This window comes from Lysinibacillus sp. 1 U-2021 (assembly GCF_029916965.1).
In the GTDB taxonomy this organism is placed as follows: Bacteria; Bacillota; Bacilli; order Bacillales_A; family Planococcaceae; genus Lysinibacillus; species Lysinibacillus capsici.
The window spans coordinates 4,753,508-4,770,133 of record NZ_CP123966.1 but is presented as its reverse complement, the minus strand read 5'-3'; the positions used below and the strand labels follow the sequence as shown (position 1 = coordinate 4,770,133).

General features: G+C 36.3%; 19 protein-coding genes and 1 pseudogene. 18 read left to right on the top strand and 2 right to left on the bottom strand.

The features are described from left to right. Window positions 1–105 precede the first annotated feature (105 nt). From QH639_RS25235 to QH639_RS25210, 6 genes are all read left to right on the top strand, one after another. Window positions 106–357 (top strand): hypothetical protein, encoded by a 252-nt coding sequence (locus tag QH639_RS25235; RefSeq protein WP_281115425.1) that lies wholly within the window; start codon window positions 106–108, stop codon window positions 355–357. Further along, complete coding sequence (locus QH639_RS25230; RefSeq protein WP_281115424.1) at window positions 358–2,565, top strand: phage tail protein; 2,208 nt, start codon at window positions 358–360, stop codon at window positions 2,563–2,565. Window positions 2,566–2,682: 117 nt separating this feature from the next. Then, complete coding sequence (locus QH639_RS25225) at window positions 2,683–3,042, top strand: hypothetical protein (RefSeq protein ID WP_281115423.1); 360 nt, start codon at window positions 2,683–2,685, stop codon at window positions 3,040–3,042. Window positions 3,043–3,292: 250 nt separating this feature from the next. Continuing rightward, a complete protein-coding gene (locus tag QH639_RS25220) occupies window positions 3,293–3,778 on the top strand; it encodes a hypothetical protein (protein WP_258859115.1) in 486 nt (161 codons plus the stop codon). Window positions 3,779–3,829: 51 nt separating this feature from the next. Continuing rightward, a complete protein-coding gene (locus tag QH639_RS25215) occupies window positions 3,830–4,105 on the top strand; it encodes a terminase small subunit (RefSeq protein ID WP_281115422.1) in 276 nt (91 codons plus the stop codon). A 55-nt stretch (window positions 4,106–4,160) separates the two neighbouring features. Beyond that, window positions 4,161–4,469 carry a hypothetical protein gene (locus QH639_RS25210; protein ID WP_281115421.1) on the top strand — a complete coding sequence of 103 codons (309 nt, stop codon included), beginning with the start codon at window positions 4,161–4,163 and terminating at the stop codon, window positions 4,467–4,469. 183 nt (window positions 4,470–4,652) lie between these two features. Here QH639_RS25210 and QH639_RS25205 read toward each other — a convergent pair whose 3' ends face one another. Then, on the bottom strand, window positions 4,653–4,868 hold the full coding sequence (locus QH639_RS25205; protein WP_281115420.1) for a helix-turn-helix transcriptional regulator: 216 nt from the start codon (window positions 4,866–4,868) through the stop codon (window positions 4,653–4,655). 557 nt (window positions 4,869–5,425) lie between these two features. Here QH639_RS25205 and QH639_RS25200 point away from each other — a divergent pair. The 5 genes from QH639_RS25200 (at window position 5,426) to QH639_RS25180 (ending at window position 7,938) form a co-directional block, all read left to right on the top strand. Further along, window positions 5,426–5,737: a hypothetical protein gene (locus tag QH639_RS25200; protein WP_281115419.1), complete on the top strand. Its 312-nt coding sequence runs from the start codon at window positions 5,426–5,428 to the stop codon at window positions 5,735–5,737. Window positions 5,738–5,739: 2 nt separating this feature from the next. Then, entirely contained in the window at window positions 5,740–6,066 is a 327-nt protein-coding gene (locus QH639_RS25195) for a hypothetical protein (protein ID WP_281115418.1), read from the top strand. Further along, window positions 6,053–6,295 (top strand): hypothetical protein, encoded by a 243-nt coding sequence (locus QH639_RS25190; RefSeq protein ID WP_281115417.1) that lies wholly within the window; start codon window positions 6,053–6,055, stop codon window positions 6,293–6,295. Before QH639_RS25195 ends, QH639_RS25190 begins: the two co-directional genes overlap by 14 nt. Before the next feature lie 210 nt (window positions 6,296–6,505). After that, a complete protein-coding gene (locus tag QH639_RS25185; RefSeq protein WP_281115416.1) occupies window positions 6,506–7,096 on the top strand; it encodes a hypothetical protein in 591 nt (196 codons plus the stop codon). A 263-nt stretch (window positions 7,097–7,359) separates the two neighbouring features. Beyond that, window positions 7,360–7,938, top strand: coding sequence for a sce7726 family protein (locus QH639_RS25180; protein WP_281115415.1), 579 nt, complete (start codon window positions 7,360–7,362; stop codon window positions 7,936–7,938). On the opposite strand, the gene QH639_RS25175 is transcribed toward QH639_RS25180, so the two are convergent. Next, window positions 7,910–9,007, bottom strand: coding sequence for a beta family protein (locus tag QH639_RS25175; RefSeq protein ID WP_281115414.1), 1,098 nt, complete (start codon window positions 9,005–9,007; stop codon window positions 7,910–7,912). The two genes, QH639_RS25180 and QH639_RS25175, sit on opposite strands and share 29 nt — an antisense overlap. A 591-nt stretch (window positions 9,008–9,598) precedes the next feature. Here QH639_RS25175 and QH639_RS25170 point away from each other — a divergent pair. The 7 genes and pseudogenes from QH639_RS25170 (at window position 9,599) to QH639_RS25140 (ending at window position 16,572) form a co-directional block, all read left to right on the top strand. Next, on the top strand, window positions 9,599–9,874 hold the full coding sequence (locus tag QH639_RS25170) for a hypothetical protein (protein ID WP_004231520.1): 276 nt from the start codon (window positions 9,599–9,601) through the stop codon (window positions 9,872–9,874). Between the two features lie 24 nt (window positions 9,875–9,898). Continuing rightward, on the top strand, window positions 9,899–10,531 hold the full coding sequence (gene yidC, locus QH639_RS25165) for a membrane protein insertase YidC (protein ID WP_281115413.1): 633 nt from the start codon (window positions 9,899–9,901) through the stop codon (window positions 10,529–10,531). Window positions 10,532–10,687: 156 nt separating this feature from the next. Then, window positions 10,688–11,119, top strand: a complete 432-nt coding sequence (locus QH639_RS25160) for a YwiB family protein (protein ID WP_131520770.1) — start codon at window positions 10,688–10,690, stop codon at window positions 11,117–11,119. Continuing rightward, window positions 11,119–12,786: an arginine--tRNA ligase gene (argS, locus tag QH639_RS25155; RefSeq protein WP_259419819.1), complete on the top strand. Its 1,668-nt coding sequence runs from the start codon at window positions 11,119–11,121 to the stop codon at window positions 12,784–12,786. The genes QH639_RS25160 and argS overlap by 1 nt, the downstream gene beginning before the upstream one ends. A gap of 232 nt (window positions 12,787–13,018) precedes the next feature. Next, window positions 13,019–13,408, top strand: coding sequence for a MerR family transcriptional regulator (locus QH639_RS25150; RefSeq protein WP_054548583.1), 390 nt, complete (start codon window positions 13,019–13,021; stop codon window positions 13,406–13,408). Next, window positions 13,401–14,903: pseudogene (locus tag QH639_RS25145) on the top strand (class I adenylate-forming enzyme family protein). Before QH639_RS25150 ends, QH639_RS25145 begins: the two are co-directional and overlap by 8 nt. A 1-nt stretch (window position 14,904) precedes the next feature. Then, window positions 14,905–16,572: an acyl-CoA dehydrogenase family protein gene (locus tag QH639_RS25140; RefSeq protein ID WP_281115412.1), complete on the top strand. Its 1,668-nt coding sequence runs from the start codon at window positions 14,905–14,907 to the stop codon at window positions 16,570–16,572. Window positions 16,573–16,626 lie beyond the last annotated feature (54 nt).

Genomic DNA, 16,626 nt, shown 5'->3' with positions numbered 1-16,626 from the left:
AGTCTATCGGAAGAACCGAGGACAACAAGCGAAATTGGGCAATACACCCTTTTTCCGTTTGTTGTCCTTTTTATATGCAAAAAGGAAAGAAATGAGGGATGGAAAGTGGACTCAAAGGAATTATTTACGGAAGAACAAAGATTATGGCTATCCAAAATTAATTTACTGCAAGAGGAAATAAATCTTTTCAACTTAAAAATCAAACGATTAAATATTGACTTGCAATTATGTACAAACAATAAGCGCTTAAAACGCATTAAAAGAGCTTACAAAAAGCACTTGGAATCATGGGAAAAACTCAAAGAGAAACTTAAATTCTTAAGGGAACAGTATGAAGGGCTAACAAGGGGTGATTAAATGACCAGTGCTAGTATGCGTGATATGTATGTTGGTATTTATTTTAGGGACGGAGCAACAACAACTTTACAGCATTTAAATCAGGTCATGGATAACATTGGAGATGAAATAGTCAATGTTGGTCAAGGATTAACTCATACGACACAGGGCTTTAACCATTTTGGTCATGCAGGTATATCAGCTTCACAAAACGTTGCACACGGATTAAATAACGCCGAAACGGAGGCTGGACAATTAAATCAAGAAGTACAACATGTTAGTAAAACATTAAATGGTTTTAAATCAATGATGCGTGGTCTTACAGGGATAGTTGCTGGTGTATTTGCTGCTAATGAGGTTAAAGAGTTTGGACTTAGTTCAATCGAGGCAGCAGCTGGAACACAAGCTATAAGTGCCCAATTTGAACAAGTTTTTGGGCAAAGCCAATCATTGGCACAACAGACGGTGAATCAAATGGGGAAAGATTTTGGTATGGTTCCTAACCGAATTAAACCAGCATTTACGAAAACAACATCTCAATTTCTGGGGTTAGGAATGAAAATAGAATCTGCCATGAAAAAGGCTGAGCAAGCTACTTCTATAAGTGCAAATGCTGCGGCATTTTTTGACGTTTCAATGGAAGATGCTCAAGGTTCTTTAAATAGTTTTATCAAAGGGAACTACGAAGGCGGTGAAGCTATTGGGGTATTCGCGAATGAAGCCCAATTAGCTGCTTTTGCAGTATCCAAAAAACTAGTAAAAACTACAAAAGAATGGTCAAATTTAGATGAAGCTACTAAACAAGCAACACGATTAGATTATGCAGAAAATATGTTGGCAGCCGGTGGAGCTATTGATGAAGTTGGGAAGAAAACTGGTCAAGCTAGTAGAGAAGCGAATTCTTATGAAAATCAACTAGGTAATCTTAAACAATCTTGGACGGACTTAAAGGCAGGGATTGGAGGACCTTTATTACAGCCGTTTGTTGATAGTATGGCCAGTGCATCAAAATGGATGGAAAACTTCGACACTGACAAGTTGGTCAATAAAATCGATCGTGTAGTTTCTTTTGCGGGAACTGCTAAGGATACCGTCATGTCTTTAGTGAATGACACAGGAAATGTATCTAACTTGTGGCAAAACTTCGGTATTTCAAAAGATGCGAGTGATGAAATGGCATCTTTTGCAGATACCATGAAAACTACATTCGTAGCAGGTATAGGTGTTGCAGAAACAGCCTTTAACGGATTTAAAACAGGTTTAGGCTGGGTAATCGATAATAAAGAGTTAGTTATATCAGGCATAGCTGGTATTGCAGGTGGCTTCACTGCATTTAAAACTATTAAAACGGGATTAGATATCTTTGAGAAGGTAAAGTCAATTGGGAGTATAGGTGGTATGGTAGCAAAGTTTTCTAATCCAATAGGTATCGCTACAATCGCTATCGGAGGTCTAATAACTGCGGGTGTTTATTTGTATCAAAATTGGGACACGGTCAAGGAAAAAGCTCTAGGACTATGGGAAACGTTGAAAAATAATCCTATGGCTGCATTGGTGGCGGGACCTATTGGTGGGCTTATTGCTGCAGGTATATCCTTGTACAATAATTGGGATGACATTAAAACAAGAGCTATTTCTTTATGGACTACAACTGCAGAAAAGTTTACAGCTATTAAAGAATCCGTTTCAAACTTTGTGCAACCAGCAATTAGTTGGTTTGATAGTCTATCGACTAAATGGAGTGATTTCAAATCGTCTATATCCAACTTCAAAGTACCGAAATGGATATCTACTATAGGTAGCACAATTAGTGGTGCCGCAAGTACCGTTAAGGGTTGGGTCACAGGTGGTCCTGACGGATCTCATGCTACAGGCCTTGAACGTGTACCTTACAATGGTTATATTGCTGAATTGCATAAAAATGAGACCGTCTTAACTGCCCAACAGTCTAGTACACTAAGATCAATGGGGATACTTTCATCAAACGGTGATGGGACACCAAGTTTAGATTTACAACAAAATACAACGCCTTCAGAACCAGTATCAACGACTTCTACTGTATCAACCACAAGGACTTATGGTGGTGTTCAAGTTATTAATACGTTCAATTTAACATTTCACGGTACCAATGATGCTAAGGGAATTGAAAAAACAATAAGAAACGTTGTACCACAATTAATTAGAGATACGATTGGCGATATGATTGATACAGAAATGCAAACCATTTAAGAGGTGAGATAATCGGAAGTTTAGATTCAATATATCTTACTTTTTTTTAATAGGCATTATAATAAGACTTAGCTACCTTAATAATGTAAATCTATTTTAACTAAAGGAGCGAATTTTATGAAGATAATAAAAGAAATGGAACATAGTATTAATTTAGAAATAAAAATAAATGAACTTGAGTTAGAATTAATTAGGGCTAAAGTGGAAAAGGTAGTTATTGAGGCCTATGAAAAGGGAATAGAAGATTGTAGAGAATGTATGAAGTTCGAATTATCTCTCCCGTCAAATTTAAAAAAAGAACATCTAGCTCAAATATTCCAATGTGAATTATCAACGGTAGAAAAGATAATTCGGATGGATGGATTTCCTAAATGTCATGCAGTTGCAGCTCGATATCCACGGGCTAAAGTGATGGAGTGGATAAACAAAAATACTCTATATATGAATGAGCGTTTGGGTGTATATGTTGCTAAATAGAGAAGTTTTAGAGCTTCGGAACTACAGCCCATTAATTTATGCCTTTTGAAGTCAAGGAGTAGTATATCCCCTTTATATATGGCAATAGAAGAGTCTTACAGTACAATGTAAGGCTTTTTCTTTTGTTTTGAACTGCATCAAACAGCCAAAACAATATAAGGTGAGAATGGCGAGTTTGGTGTGGTTTTGAGAGCAAAAAGTTATTACATATATTTCATCTTCTGGTTTATGATTGGGATGGAGGTGGAAAATGACACAAACAACACCAAAAATAAAGACAAATCAAAACGTTAATTTTATTAATGATCTTATTGAAATGACTAAAAAAGATGATAAGGAATTAAAAAGATTTATTGACCATAACCTATTCCCGAAAGAATCTTTATTAAGTATTGATTCAATCAATAGTAACATTGATTCTTTAAGATTAATGAATGAAAATCAACAAATTTTAGTAAAAAGCAGAGCCAAACAATTTGAGGAATCAAATGATCCCACTAAGTATTTCCCAACACTTTTAGGGATTTTTGGATTGGTAATTACTTTATATGGTATATTAAATCAAGTCCTAAATAATGATATCGGAACTCTTATATACGCAACTGTTATAGGTATATTAGGTATTTTTGTTGCTAACATTTTTAGAAAATCTATTGTTGTACGGCCTACTGCTGTTTTTTTTAATTCTTTAGTAACAAACATTCAGTACAATAATGAAGAGGAAAAGACATCCTAACTGGGATGTTTTTTTATTTTACAAAGCAACTAGCATAATGGGGTGATGCCATTGATTGAACCAAAATTAACATTGAAGCAACAAGCATTTGCTGATTTCTACATTGAGTTAGGGAATGCCGCAGAAGCTTATTTAAAGGCATATCCGAACGTGAAGAAGGAAGCGACAGCAGCAGGAAGTCGAATGTTAACAAATGTTAGCGTGAAATCCTATATAGACGAGCGCATGGAGGGGTTGAAGTCTCAACGTATAGTAAGCCAAAAAGAAATAAATATAGGTATTGGCAGATGTTTTGATTCCATTTATCAGTCATTTTTTTATGACTGATGTTGGTGTTTCTTGTAAAATATTTGATTAATCAAATAATAAAGGTGGTATGGTCGTGGGTAAAAAAAACGAAATAAACCAGGTTAATATTGAGGTTAAAATAGCTGAACTTGAACTAGAGTTAGTTAAATTAAAAATTGAGCAGGTAGCGGAAGAGGCCTTTTTACAAGGAGTAGAGTATGGAAAGCAACAGCATAAATGGCCTCCTTTGTTAACCAATTCTGATTTGAAGGAAATATTTCAATGTAGTAGATCAGTAGTACATCGATTAAAAAACATATCAGGTTTTCCAAATTTCTCTTATATTCAAGGGAGATATCCACGCGATGAAGTATTTAAGTGGATAAAAAATAATTCAATTTAATAGTTTACAGCATGTTTCACCAATTCGAAAATTTCGAAGTCGTTAGTGAGAGAATAGTAGATTACCTGTATCAAAGCAACATTTGAAATATAGCTTATATTGAGCATTCAATACGACGTTACAGCTAATCCATAAACACAAAATGCATCCGCTCTATAAGAGTAGATGCTTTTTGTGTTGCTATTATATTTTTTCCCCGTTTTTTAGAAAGAAGAAACCTTCAAATTCAACTTCCAACACTTCAGCAATTTTCTTTAAATCCTGTTCACTAAAGTTATCCTTCTTCAATTTCGTATTAATGTTTTGTCGTGATTGTCCAAGCAGTTCAGCGAGATCTTGGACTGACATATTTTTTCTGTGTAATAAAACTTTAATTTTTTCCCCCATTGTTAAAGACACTATAACACCTCCTACAACTTAATTATATCATGAATTACAGTATATGTGACAATTATTTTATTTACAAAAGCAATGTTTTATTTTACAAAACACTTGATTTAGACAACCAAATGATTTACATTGGAAATATAAACTTTTACAAATAACCATCAACGGTTAGTCGATGAATGCATTAGAAATAGCCGACGTGTGTTAGGAAGGTGGGTGGACGGATGAAGCGATTAACTAAACGGCAGCGCCAACAAGTAGCTCGTGCCATGCTTAAGGGCTATCTAATGTTGCTAACACAACAAATTTATAAATAAACAAGGAGATGAAGTTTCGTCTACTTAAAAAGGAGGGCTCCTAGATGAAAGTAACAGCTAAAGAATGGTGCGCCATGTCAGACCACAACAAGCAACTACTTTTGAATGCAGTAGCTAAATAAAGGACGAGGTGGACTTCATGAAGTAATTAACAGACAAGGCTCACAAACAAATAACAAAAGCTATGTTAAAAGGGTATATGTGCTACTTACACGGCCCATTAAATAATGGTTGAAAGTGAGGAATATGGTAATGGCAACGAAAAAACCTAACTACTTTATTCGTAGCAAATACGCAGACGGACATTTACTACTGGAAGCGGTGCACGTTGAAACTGATATAGTTTTTCATAACTATCAAATTATTGCCGAAAATGAGCAAGATGCGAATCTCACAATAGAAGCCTACAAGCGTTTTATGTCTAAAAATGACAATGCTTTACGCTTTATGGCGTTGCATTTGGCGGATACTTTAGAAGTGGATTATAAAGGAAAATCTGCTAATGAAATAGCATTTTTAATAGTTGCTAAAATAAAAGAATCTGATATACGAGGGGAGCAATGATAATGAAATTACGGCAGTTCGTGGTAGAAAATTATCGTGTTTCGTTACATTACAAAGCTGGTATAGCAAAGGTGGCTTTAGAAAGTACGGATAACCACTTTGCGATGCATTGCTATTGTACACAAGTAGAAGATATGCGTGAAGCGTGTATTTTGTATCAGGCATATAGTCGATTCATAGAAAGTCATTATGTTTATGTTTTACTAAATTTTGCGATACGTGAGCATTATGCGGCGGAAATAGTTGGGTGTTATTTGGATGAACTAACTTCTGAAATCCAGACAGTAGTACAACAAATGAAAGAGGTGCAAGCGGATGAGGAACATTAAAAATATTGATTTTATCGAAGGTTCAAACATAGCCATTTTAGAGGAATATTGTACGGATCGTTGGAATGCACTAGCTGAACGTACTAACACAAAGTCATTCATTCGTATGACCGGTAGACAACCAGTGAACTATGAAGAAGTGCAAATGTGGGTGAAAGGATTGTCAGAAAGAAAAGAAGAAGCCGCAGCGTTGGCAGACGCTACAGCAAAATTGATTCATGCCCATTGATGAGCAGAAACAGTTTATCATACAGCTATGGTATATGACAATTAGAGGAGCCTTGCAGCACAATGTAAGGCTTTTTCTTTTGCTTTGAAAACTGCATCAAACAGCCAAAACAATATAAGGTGAGAATGGCGAGTTTGGTGTGGTTTTGAGAGCAAAAAGTTATTACATATATTTCATCTTCTAGGTTAGAATCAGGTGGGAGGCTTAGAAATGAAAGAAAAAACTTTGAATAATATTTTATTTATTAGTTTAGTGATAACATCTTTAGCAGCTTTATTAGTTGCGGTAGTTGTTTTCTTTAAAGCTGGGTTATGGGAGCCAACGATAGCTGCGGGATTCATAGGTTTTACTGGAGCAATTATCGGAGGATTTATAACTTGGCTAGGCGTGAAGGTAACAATAGAAAATTCTAATAGAATCCGTGAACTAGATGCTATTCCAAGTAAAATAGAAAAGATTAATAAATTTCACACTTCAATAAATGGTTTATTAAAAATAATGTTTGTGAATTCAAATGGTGCGAGTAGAGCTTTTTTGTCTGCTAATAATGTATTGAAATACATAGAGGAGCATGCATTGATTACCGAAACGATAACGATTAATGAAACTGTATACACAGAATTCATTGGGTTGGTGAGTTACGCACAAGTCGTCATGTACGAAAATACAGGTTCCAAAGATAGCTACGATACATATAGTAATTTTCAAGAAAGATTGAAATCAATGATAGATGATTTAAACAAAACATTAGAAAGAGAGGCAATAACTTTTACTCAATTTTATTTTAATTTCAAAAAGTAAACATCCTAGATAGGGTGTTTTTTAATTTTACAAAGCAACTAGCATAATGGGGTGATGCCATTGATAGTATGTAAATTAAAAACAGATTATAAAAAAATAATGAGTTGCAACAACAAAAATTATGGCCACTTCTTATTTTTTCATATTTGTCAGTAGCTAGTTCATAAAATAATTTAAAAGGGATATTGAATTTTTAATTGAAAAGTTAACTATATGACGTATTGTGTTAATATATTACGGGATAACTGAAAGGTGATATTAATATGATAAAGCTAAAAGATAATGATATAAGAGACGTTTTATTAAACGATTTATATACAAAACACTCCAATGATACTAATACTAAGATTGTTAACGAAATGGGCGTGTTACATGGTCAGTCAAGGGTCGATGTGGCAGTTATAAATGGAGTATTACATGGGTATGAAATTAAAAGTGAAAGTGACAACTTATTAAGACTACCAAGTCAAATCAAAGATTATAATTTGGTTTTTGAAAGAATGACTATCGTTGTTCAAAGGAAATATTTGGAGGAAGTTAGAAGTATGATTCCAAGATGGTGGGGCATTATCTTAGTCACTAGCCAAAATAATAACATTAATTTAAGAGTTTTAAGGAAAGGAAAGAAAAATCCAACCTTAGATCCTTTTGCTTTAAGTAGCTTATTGTGGAAGGATGAGGCGTTGGAGATTTTAAAAAAGCGAGACTTACAAAAAGGTTATTTAAGTAAGCCTCGAAAGGTTATATATCAAAAAATGTCAGAATCATTAAGCGTTGCAGAAATAAAATATTTTGTCAATGAGCAGTTAAAATCTAGGGAAGACTGGCGATATCTCGAGTAACAAGGGATAGGTGATGGTTAATCCCAGCAGTTACCCAAGTTTCTAAATTACCATTAGTGGCACGAGTTTGATGTGCACAATTTTCAATTTCCTTGTCACCGAATGAGAAAGTACTTCCACGATAACATTGATGCTGAATAATGTCCTGGCAAATAGAAGTCATTTGTAAAAAGCCATTATTTTTTACACCAACACCTCGGAAAATATAAAACTTATCAGAATAAGTATATCTAATTCCTGCAGCAACATTAATTAATCGAGGGTCTAAATCAACAAAATCAGGATGAGTGATATTGTAATCACTAAATGAAGGAAAACGGCCTAATGAAAGTGTTAATAATTTTTCATAAACACGCCATTCAGTTCTTGGTATACTCCCATTTTTCCCTGTTGGTATTTGTTGCAGCGTTTTAGGGTAAGCAGTACTAGCGAGTGTTAGTGTTCGCCATTCTGAGATTAATGGGAATTGAGCTAATAAAAGAATTAGATTACCAACATGAGCTTTTTCTTGTGTTGGTAATATTTGTTTGTAATCTAAAATGAGATCAACATCTTTTGGACTGATTTTATAGGTAGCCAATAAATCATTAATAGTTTTAGGTAAGGATGTTAAATCTGATAATTCTTCTTCTTGTAAACGTATACAGATACCCCTTTTATATTTAGCACTTACTCTGAGAATCGCATCATAAAATGATTGATATCGGTATAAACCTGTTACAGGAATCACAGGTACTCCATTTGACTCAATACTATCTATTACGAACTCCACTGGATGTTGACCTGATTGTACAGTTTCTTCAGAAGAATCAAGATTTTCATAAATTGTATCAACGTCTACAAATACGGGGCTATCTTGGTTCCATGTAGATTTTACTTGGCTACCTACATTTTGAAGATGCTGATCTAATGTTTTACTAAGTACCCCTTTTTTATGATCAAATGGTATAGGCTGAATTTCTAACAATGGTGTCATATACTTTTTTAATGTTGGGTCAAGCTTTTCTAATGCAGTTCTTTCGCCTCTTTTCCATTTTAGTATAGGTACATAATGTTTGTGATTGAACATATTAACAATCCTCCTAGATAATTGATTTGTATCTAAGAAGCTAATCTAAGGTGATTAGATAGTAATACGACTATAATCCTTAAAGGTTTCAAATTTTTGTAGATTATGTAGAAATATGTCCTGATCTGTTATCTTTGTCTCATAAATGAATTAGAAGATACATAGGTTTATCTTATGCTCCGATTGAATTTATGAAGCTAAATAAAAAGATTGAAGCAGTTAGCCCCAATCTTAATAACTCACACATTCCTATACACACGCTCGCCAAGTTTTAATTAGCCCCACTCAGCCCCAAAACAAAGCAATACTATGCAGTAATTTGCATTATACAAAGCGGAGTTAGTTTCTAAAAACATTGTTAAATCAATGGTTAATCAGTTTATCATGATTACCTTGCAACCATACCATAATAGGCTGGGTAAAATAAATAAGATTGGTTGAATGGGGTTTAGCTATGAGCTAGCCCCATTTTATATTTTTGAAATGAAGAATGAACCTTAGCATAAAATTGAAACTTATTTTACTTTGAAGCGTAAATAAGTTAGGTAAAATGTATGTTTCTTCAATTTTAATAAAGGGAGGAGGGGTATTATGATTTGGTCACTTCTCATGAATGATTTATTTATTTTTGTCAGTACAATGGAATACTTTTGGCTATTAGCATCTTTGGTTTTAACTGTATTAAGTGTTCATTTGCATCTGTATCTCGTCAATAAAATAACCGTTCAAGATGTGAAGGACGAGGAGTTTGAAGTTGACTATACTATCACGAATACTTGGACTCCACCTATGCTAACGTGGTTTGTACTGTGTATTAGAATGTCCGAAGACAATGAGGAAGAAAGTGTATCTCCTAGTTTGATTTAAACTTTAAAACTAGGAGGACAACCATTGTTAACATTTTTAGCACAACCTATTATTAACCTCATTCATTTCATCCATTCTTTTACAGGTAGCTACGCACTTAGTGTCATTGGCATTACGATTGCAGTCAGATTAATTCTTATGCCGTTATTTATTCGTTCAGCTAAGCACCAAAAGCACTCAAAAGAATTAATGACGACCATTAAGCCTGAATTAGATGTGCTTACAGACAAATATAAGAAAAGTCAAAGCGAATCTGAAAAAAGAATGGTACAGCAACAAATCCAAGAGCTAACTTCAGATTCATTGAAAAGCTCTTTACTAGGTTGTTTACCAATCATTATTCAATTACCGATATTATTTTCACTGTACTACGCAATTAAGCTAGATTCAGTGATTGCCAGTGAAAATTTCCTTTGGATGAATTTAGGGACGATGGATATTGGGATTTCGATGATTGCTTGTTTGATTTATTTCATTCAAAGTTGTATAGCCCTAGAGAAAAGTCAACCTTTAAATATGAAGATAATGGTATTTATTAATCCAATCATGATCCTCATTTTTAGTCTGTTCAATCCAGCGATTATCCCGATCTATTGGACTGTCAGTGCTTTATTGTTAATAGTTCAACAATTCATTATAAAAAAATGGTATAGATAAAATAAAAACCTTTCTTTCCGTTATTGGGAGGAGAGGGTTTTTATTTTCTCGAATAAACTTGTTGAGGCGCTTTACATCACTTCTATCTTGAAAAACCATAAGTATTCATCCTATAATAAAAAGGTTATAGTAAAAGACTAAAAAGGGGCATCCGTTATGGCGAACGAAGTAAGATCGCAAGTGAACATAAAGCTCATTTCTACTATTCGTCCAAGTGATGGGGAGTCCGAAAGTTATGAAATGTGGCTCAAAGGGCAGCTACTTGAAAAGGCAGGAAGCTTGTATTTGAAATATGATGAGGTGCAGGAGGATAAAACCGTCCGCACAACGATGAAGTTAGGTCATGAGAAGGCACTAATTATGCGTGCTGGAGCGGTTAATATGCGATTACCGCTGAACATAATCGAACAACAAAAAGGGCATTATGAAAGTGAGTTCGGTTCTATGCCCCTCGTGATTGATACGAAAAATATGACGTTTACAAAACTGGCAACAAGCGGAGATTTCCATGTACAGTACGATTTACTAATGGGTGGGCAATCCGTTGGCAACTATACATTAGATATTACATTTACGGAGGTACAATGATGAACGCAGTAGAACAAGTACAACAGGCTATTAAAGCAGCGATCGTGCAGGCTGTTGAAAAAGCTGGTCTCGTTGAGGCTGGCACAGAATTATCGATTCACCTAGAAACACCAAAGGATAAAGCAAATGGTGACTATGCAACAAACATTGCGATGCAATTAACGAAGTTAGCTAAAAAGCCACCACGTGCTATCGCCGAAGCTATTTTAGAAAATCTTGATACAACAGGCACAGATATTGAAAAGATTGATATTGCTGGCCCAGGCTTCATGAATATCACAGTGCGTAAAGATTTCCTAACAGAGGTAGTGACACAGGTGCTTGAGCAAGGTAAGGACTATGGCCGCTCAAATGCTGGCGCTGGGGAAAAGATTCAAGTAGAGTTCGTTTCAGCAAATCCTACTGGAGATCTTCACCTAGGACATGCTCGTGGCGCTTCTGTTGGTGATTCCTTATGTAATGTGTTGGATATGGCTGGTTACAGTGTCTCTCGTGAATATTATATTAATGATGCAGGTAATCAAATTAATAACTTAGCTTATTCATTAGAAGCGCGTTATAAACAAGCATTAGGAATGGAAGCTGAAATGCCAGAAGACGGCTATCATGGGCAAGATATTATTGATATTGCAGGTAAATTAGCAAAAGAGCATGGTGATGCAATTTTAGCAAAATCAGATGATGAGCGTTTTGCCTTCTTCCGTCAGCACGGTTTAGCTTTAGAATTAGATAAATTAAAAACAGACCTAGCAAACTTCCGTGTAAATTTTGATGTCTGGTATTCTGAAACGTCACTATATGAAAACGGGAAAATCGAAGTAGCTTTAGATAAATTAAAAGCTAATGGACATGTGTTTGAAGAGGATGGTGCTACTTGGTTCCGCTCTACAACATTTGGTGATGATAAAGATCGTGTGCTAATTAAAAATGATGGGTCATTCACATATTTAACACCAGATATTGCTTACCACGAAGACAAAATTGTCCGTGGCTTCGATAAATTAATCAATATTTGGGGAGCTGATCATCACGGATATATTCCACGTATGAAAGCAGCGATTCAAGCACTTGGTTATGATCGAGATACGTTAGAAGTGGAAGTTATTCAAATGGTTCAGCTTTACAAAAACGGTGAAAAATTTAAAATGTCTAAGCGTACAGGGAATGCAGTAACAATGCGTGAGCTTGTAGAAGAGGTTGGCCTTGACGCAGTTCGTTACTTCTTTGTAAAAACAGCTGGCGATTCTCATATGGACTTTGATCTTGACCTTGCAGTATCACAATCTAATGAAAACCCTGTGTACTATGCACAATATGCACATGCACGTATTTCATCTATTTTACGTTCAGCAAATGAACAAGGCTTTGCTGCTACAACAGAACATCTCAATTTGTTAACAGCAGAAAAGGAAATTGATTTACTGAAAAAGATTGGTGATTTTCCGAAAGTGGTAGCGGAAGCAGCGAAACACCGCACACCGCACCGTATTGCAAACTATATTCAAGAAACAGCAGCTGCATTCCACAGCTTCTACAATGCAGAAAAAGTATTAGATGCTTCAAACAAAGAGTTAACAGAGGCTCGTTTAGCATTAATTACGGCTGTCCGCACAACAATTGCGAACGCACTACGCTTAATCGGCGTATCTGCACCTGAAAAAATGTAATTAAACTTTAGGCTCCTAACATGAAAAGTGTTAGGGGCTTTTTTTAATGGATAGAAGGCTGAAGATGAGAGATAAAGTTCCGAATGTGTTGGATAGAAGGTCAAAAGAAACGAATAAACCGTGGGAAATTAGCTGTCCCAAACTTTATTTTTCTGTTAATTCCGAAAATTTTGTTGAAGTTTACGTTAACGTCAATGGTATACTGTTGCCAATTAGGAAAGGGGAGATGGTTTTGAAGACGATTCAGGAGGTAGCAAAGGAGTTTAATGTGTCTACGCGGACAATTCGTTATTATGAGGAACTTGGACTTCTTTGCCCCCATCGTTCATCTACCAACCAACGAACCTTTTCAAAAAAAGAATTAGCGAAACTCAAGCTTATTTTCAGAGGCAAGCGGTACGGATTTTCGTTGGAGGAAATCAAAGAGATGGTTTTACTATTTGATTTTGATCGCTCAGGAATTCAGCAATTAGAGCGAACGGTTGAATACGGGGAACAAAAAATTCAAGAGATTGACAGTAAAATAGCTGAGCTGACGCAGATGAAGCGTGAGTTACAACAAATGCATGGCATGTTTAGCGAAAAATTAGCGACTTTAAAGGGAGAGATGCAAGATGAATAGTTCCAATTTATTAGCACGTAATGCCCGTAAGTATTCGAAAAATGAAGCCGTTATTTGTCATGGCAGAAGAGTAACCTACCAAGATTTAGATAGGCAGGTGACACGTTTTAGTCATGCTTTACTAGAGCAGGGAGTAAAGCAGGGGGATAAGGTTTTAATTTTTATGCCAAACGTTTTAGAGTTTGTTGTCAGTTACTTTGCTATTCAGCGTATTGGAGCGATCGTTGTGCCAGTCAATGCAAAGTTTACATTGCAAGAAGTAGAGTACGTGGCGCAGCATGCAGAGGCGAAGGCAATTGTCGTACATGAGGTTATTTTTGCAGTAGTTGAACAGCTAGCTGGTATTCCGTTGAAAATTAAAACAGGTCAAGAAAAAGTGGGATGGTATCAGTATGAATCAATGCTTCAAAATGCAAGTACACAAACGATTGATTGTCAGTTACAAGAGGATGACCCTTCCACGATTTTATATACATCTGGCACGACAGGAAAACCAAAGGGTGTGTTATTTAGCTACCGTAATATTTTAACAGTGGCGCAAATGATAGCTGTTGAAATGGAGGTAAAGCCTGAGAGCCGTATTTTGCTTATGATGCCATTAACACACTCTGCACCATTACATTTATTTTTAATGGCGGGTGTATTGGTAGGCTCAACAAATGTATAAACACCAACTTTTACACCCGATTTATTCATTGATTCCATTGAAAAGGAGAAAACAACACATTTCTTTGGAGCACCTGTTGCTTATTTATTAACGGCACAGCTGCCAAGGCTACATTCGGCAGATTTGTCTTCTATGAAATGGTGGGTCTATGGTGGAGCACCGTTATCTCAAAGTGAGGTTCGATTCATTCAGCAGGCATTCCGCACAAATAATTTGACTTGTGTATATGGATTAACAGAGGCAGGTCCAAGTGGTTCATTATTATTTGGCAAGGAGCATGAAGCAAAGGCAGGAAGTATTGGCCAGCGGGCGCCACTTGGTACAGAGTTGCGTATTGTGAATGACAGTGGAGAAGATGTAAATGTAGGCGAAGTGGGGGAAATTGTCTTATTAGGTGAGGGTAACATGCTTGGCTACTATAAGGATGAAGTAGCAACTAATGAAGCCTTTATTGACGGTTGGTTAAAAACAGGGGATCTAGCTCGCAAGGATAAAGATGGTTTTATTTGGATTGTAGATCGTAAAAAGGATGTCATTATTTCGGGTGGTGTCAATATTTATCCGAAAGAAATTGAAGATTGTTTATTGAGTTTTGAAGGGATATTCGAGGTTGCAGTAATTGGTGTACCACATCCGCAATGGGGGGAAACTGTAAAGGCTGTGTATTGTGCTAAACAAGATATTGATGAGGAAGCTTTGAAAGCTTATTTAGAGGAACATCTTGCAAAGTTTAAAATACCACGTATTTTTGAAAAAGTGGAAGCGCTCCCACGCAATGCATCAGGCAAAATATTAAAACAAAATTTGAAGGGGCAAGAGGTGAGATAGCATGAAAGTATTACAACAAGAAGCAATGCGTACTACGAACTTTTTTACGGAAGATGACACGCTTCAAAAAATAGTAGAAATGATGTTAGATAAAGAGTTTTTATCCTATGCCCAACGAGAGTTAGCAGATTTTGGTGAGCTATGTGCAGGTGATATTGATGCGAGGGCAAAACATACAGATCGACAGGGTGAGCCTCGCCTTCAAAGATATGATGCCTATGGTGAAGAGATATCGGAGGTTTGGGTTAATGATGGCTATAAAAAAACGATTGAAGAGACATATAATACTGGGATTGTAGGCTATGTACACAAGCATATTCCGCAGCTAGGCCACAAGGGGAATTATGTTTATAGCTTTGCACAAGGTTATTTGCTATCCCATGCAGAACCTGGTTTTTATTGTCCCGTAACATTGACGATGGCTACTGCCTATCTATTAGATCATTATGCAGATGAAGAGGTAAAGCAGCGTTTTTTACCACATGTTTGTGCAACAGGTGACACAGATTTATATGAAGGTGCGACCTTTTTAACAGAACGTCAAGGAGGCTCTGACGTTGGTGCAAATGTGGTGGAGGCGAGAAAGGATGGCACTGCGTATCGTCTATATGGTGAAAAATACTTTGCATCCAATGCGGGCATGTGTGGTGTAGCGATGGTATTGGCACGACTAGAAAGTGCACCAGCAGGTTCCAAAGGCTTAACGTTGTTTGCAGTTCCTTGGCGTAAAGAAGATGGAACAACAAATCATCTACGTATTCGCCGACTGAAAGATAAGCTAGGCGTTCGGGCAGTTCCCTCTGGTGAGGTAGAATTTGATGGTGCTCTTGCCTACGTTGTAGGGGAGCAAAATAAAGGGATTTATTATATGCTAGAAGCACTAAATCTCTCCAGAATTTGTAATGCAGTCGCTTCAATTGGTATTATGCGTCGCGGCTTCTTAGAGGCGAAACATTATGTAAGCAATCGACATGCATTTGGCAAGCCCTTAACACAATACCCTATGATTCAGGATACTTTAGGGAAATTTGCAGCTAAGTTGCACGTGGAAGTAGCGACAGTTTTTGATCTTATTCAATTATACGATAAAGTGACAAGTGGACAGGGCACACAGCAAGATCTTATTATGAATCGTTTATATATTGCCATTATGAAAAAGGAAACGGCAGAGCAAGCTGTTCACTATGCTAGTGAGGCAATTGAATTACATGGAGGTAATGGCTATATAGAAGACTTTGTAACGCCTCGCTTATTAAGAGATGCGCAAGTATTGACGGTGTGGGAGGGGACGGCTAATATTTTGGCCTTGGAACTCATTCGTTTAGTAGATAAGTTTCATGCCCATGAACTGTTTGTACAGGAGATGGAGGAACGATTAGACAAATTAGCTAACAGTTCATTAGTACAAATTGTTAAAGAACAATTGGCGAATATGTCTGTGAAACTTCAAATTTTTAGCGCTTTAGACGAAGCAACGAAAACTTTTGAAGCAAAAGGTGTGGCGGAAAAAATGGCGCACCTTTATGAAAGTGTCATAGCGGTTGAGTGGGCACATAAATTTGGTGGGAAATATGAAAAACTAGCGGACATTTATTTAGAGCAGACATGGTCATTAAGAGAAATGGGTGCACAAATGAAAACAGTTCAATACTTTTCTGAAATTGTATAATGGCCGGGGAGTCGTCTTGAATGGAGGCGACTTCTTTCATTTTCATGTATAATG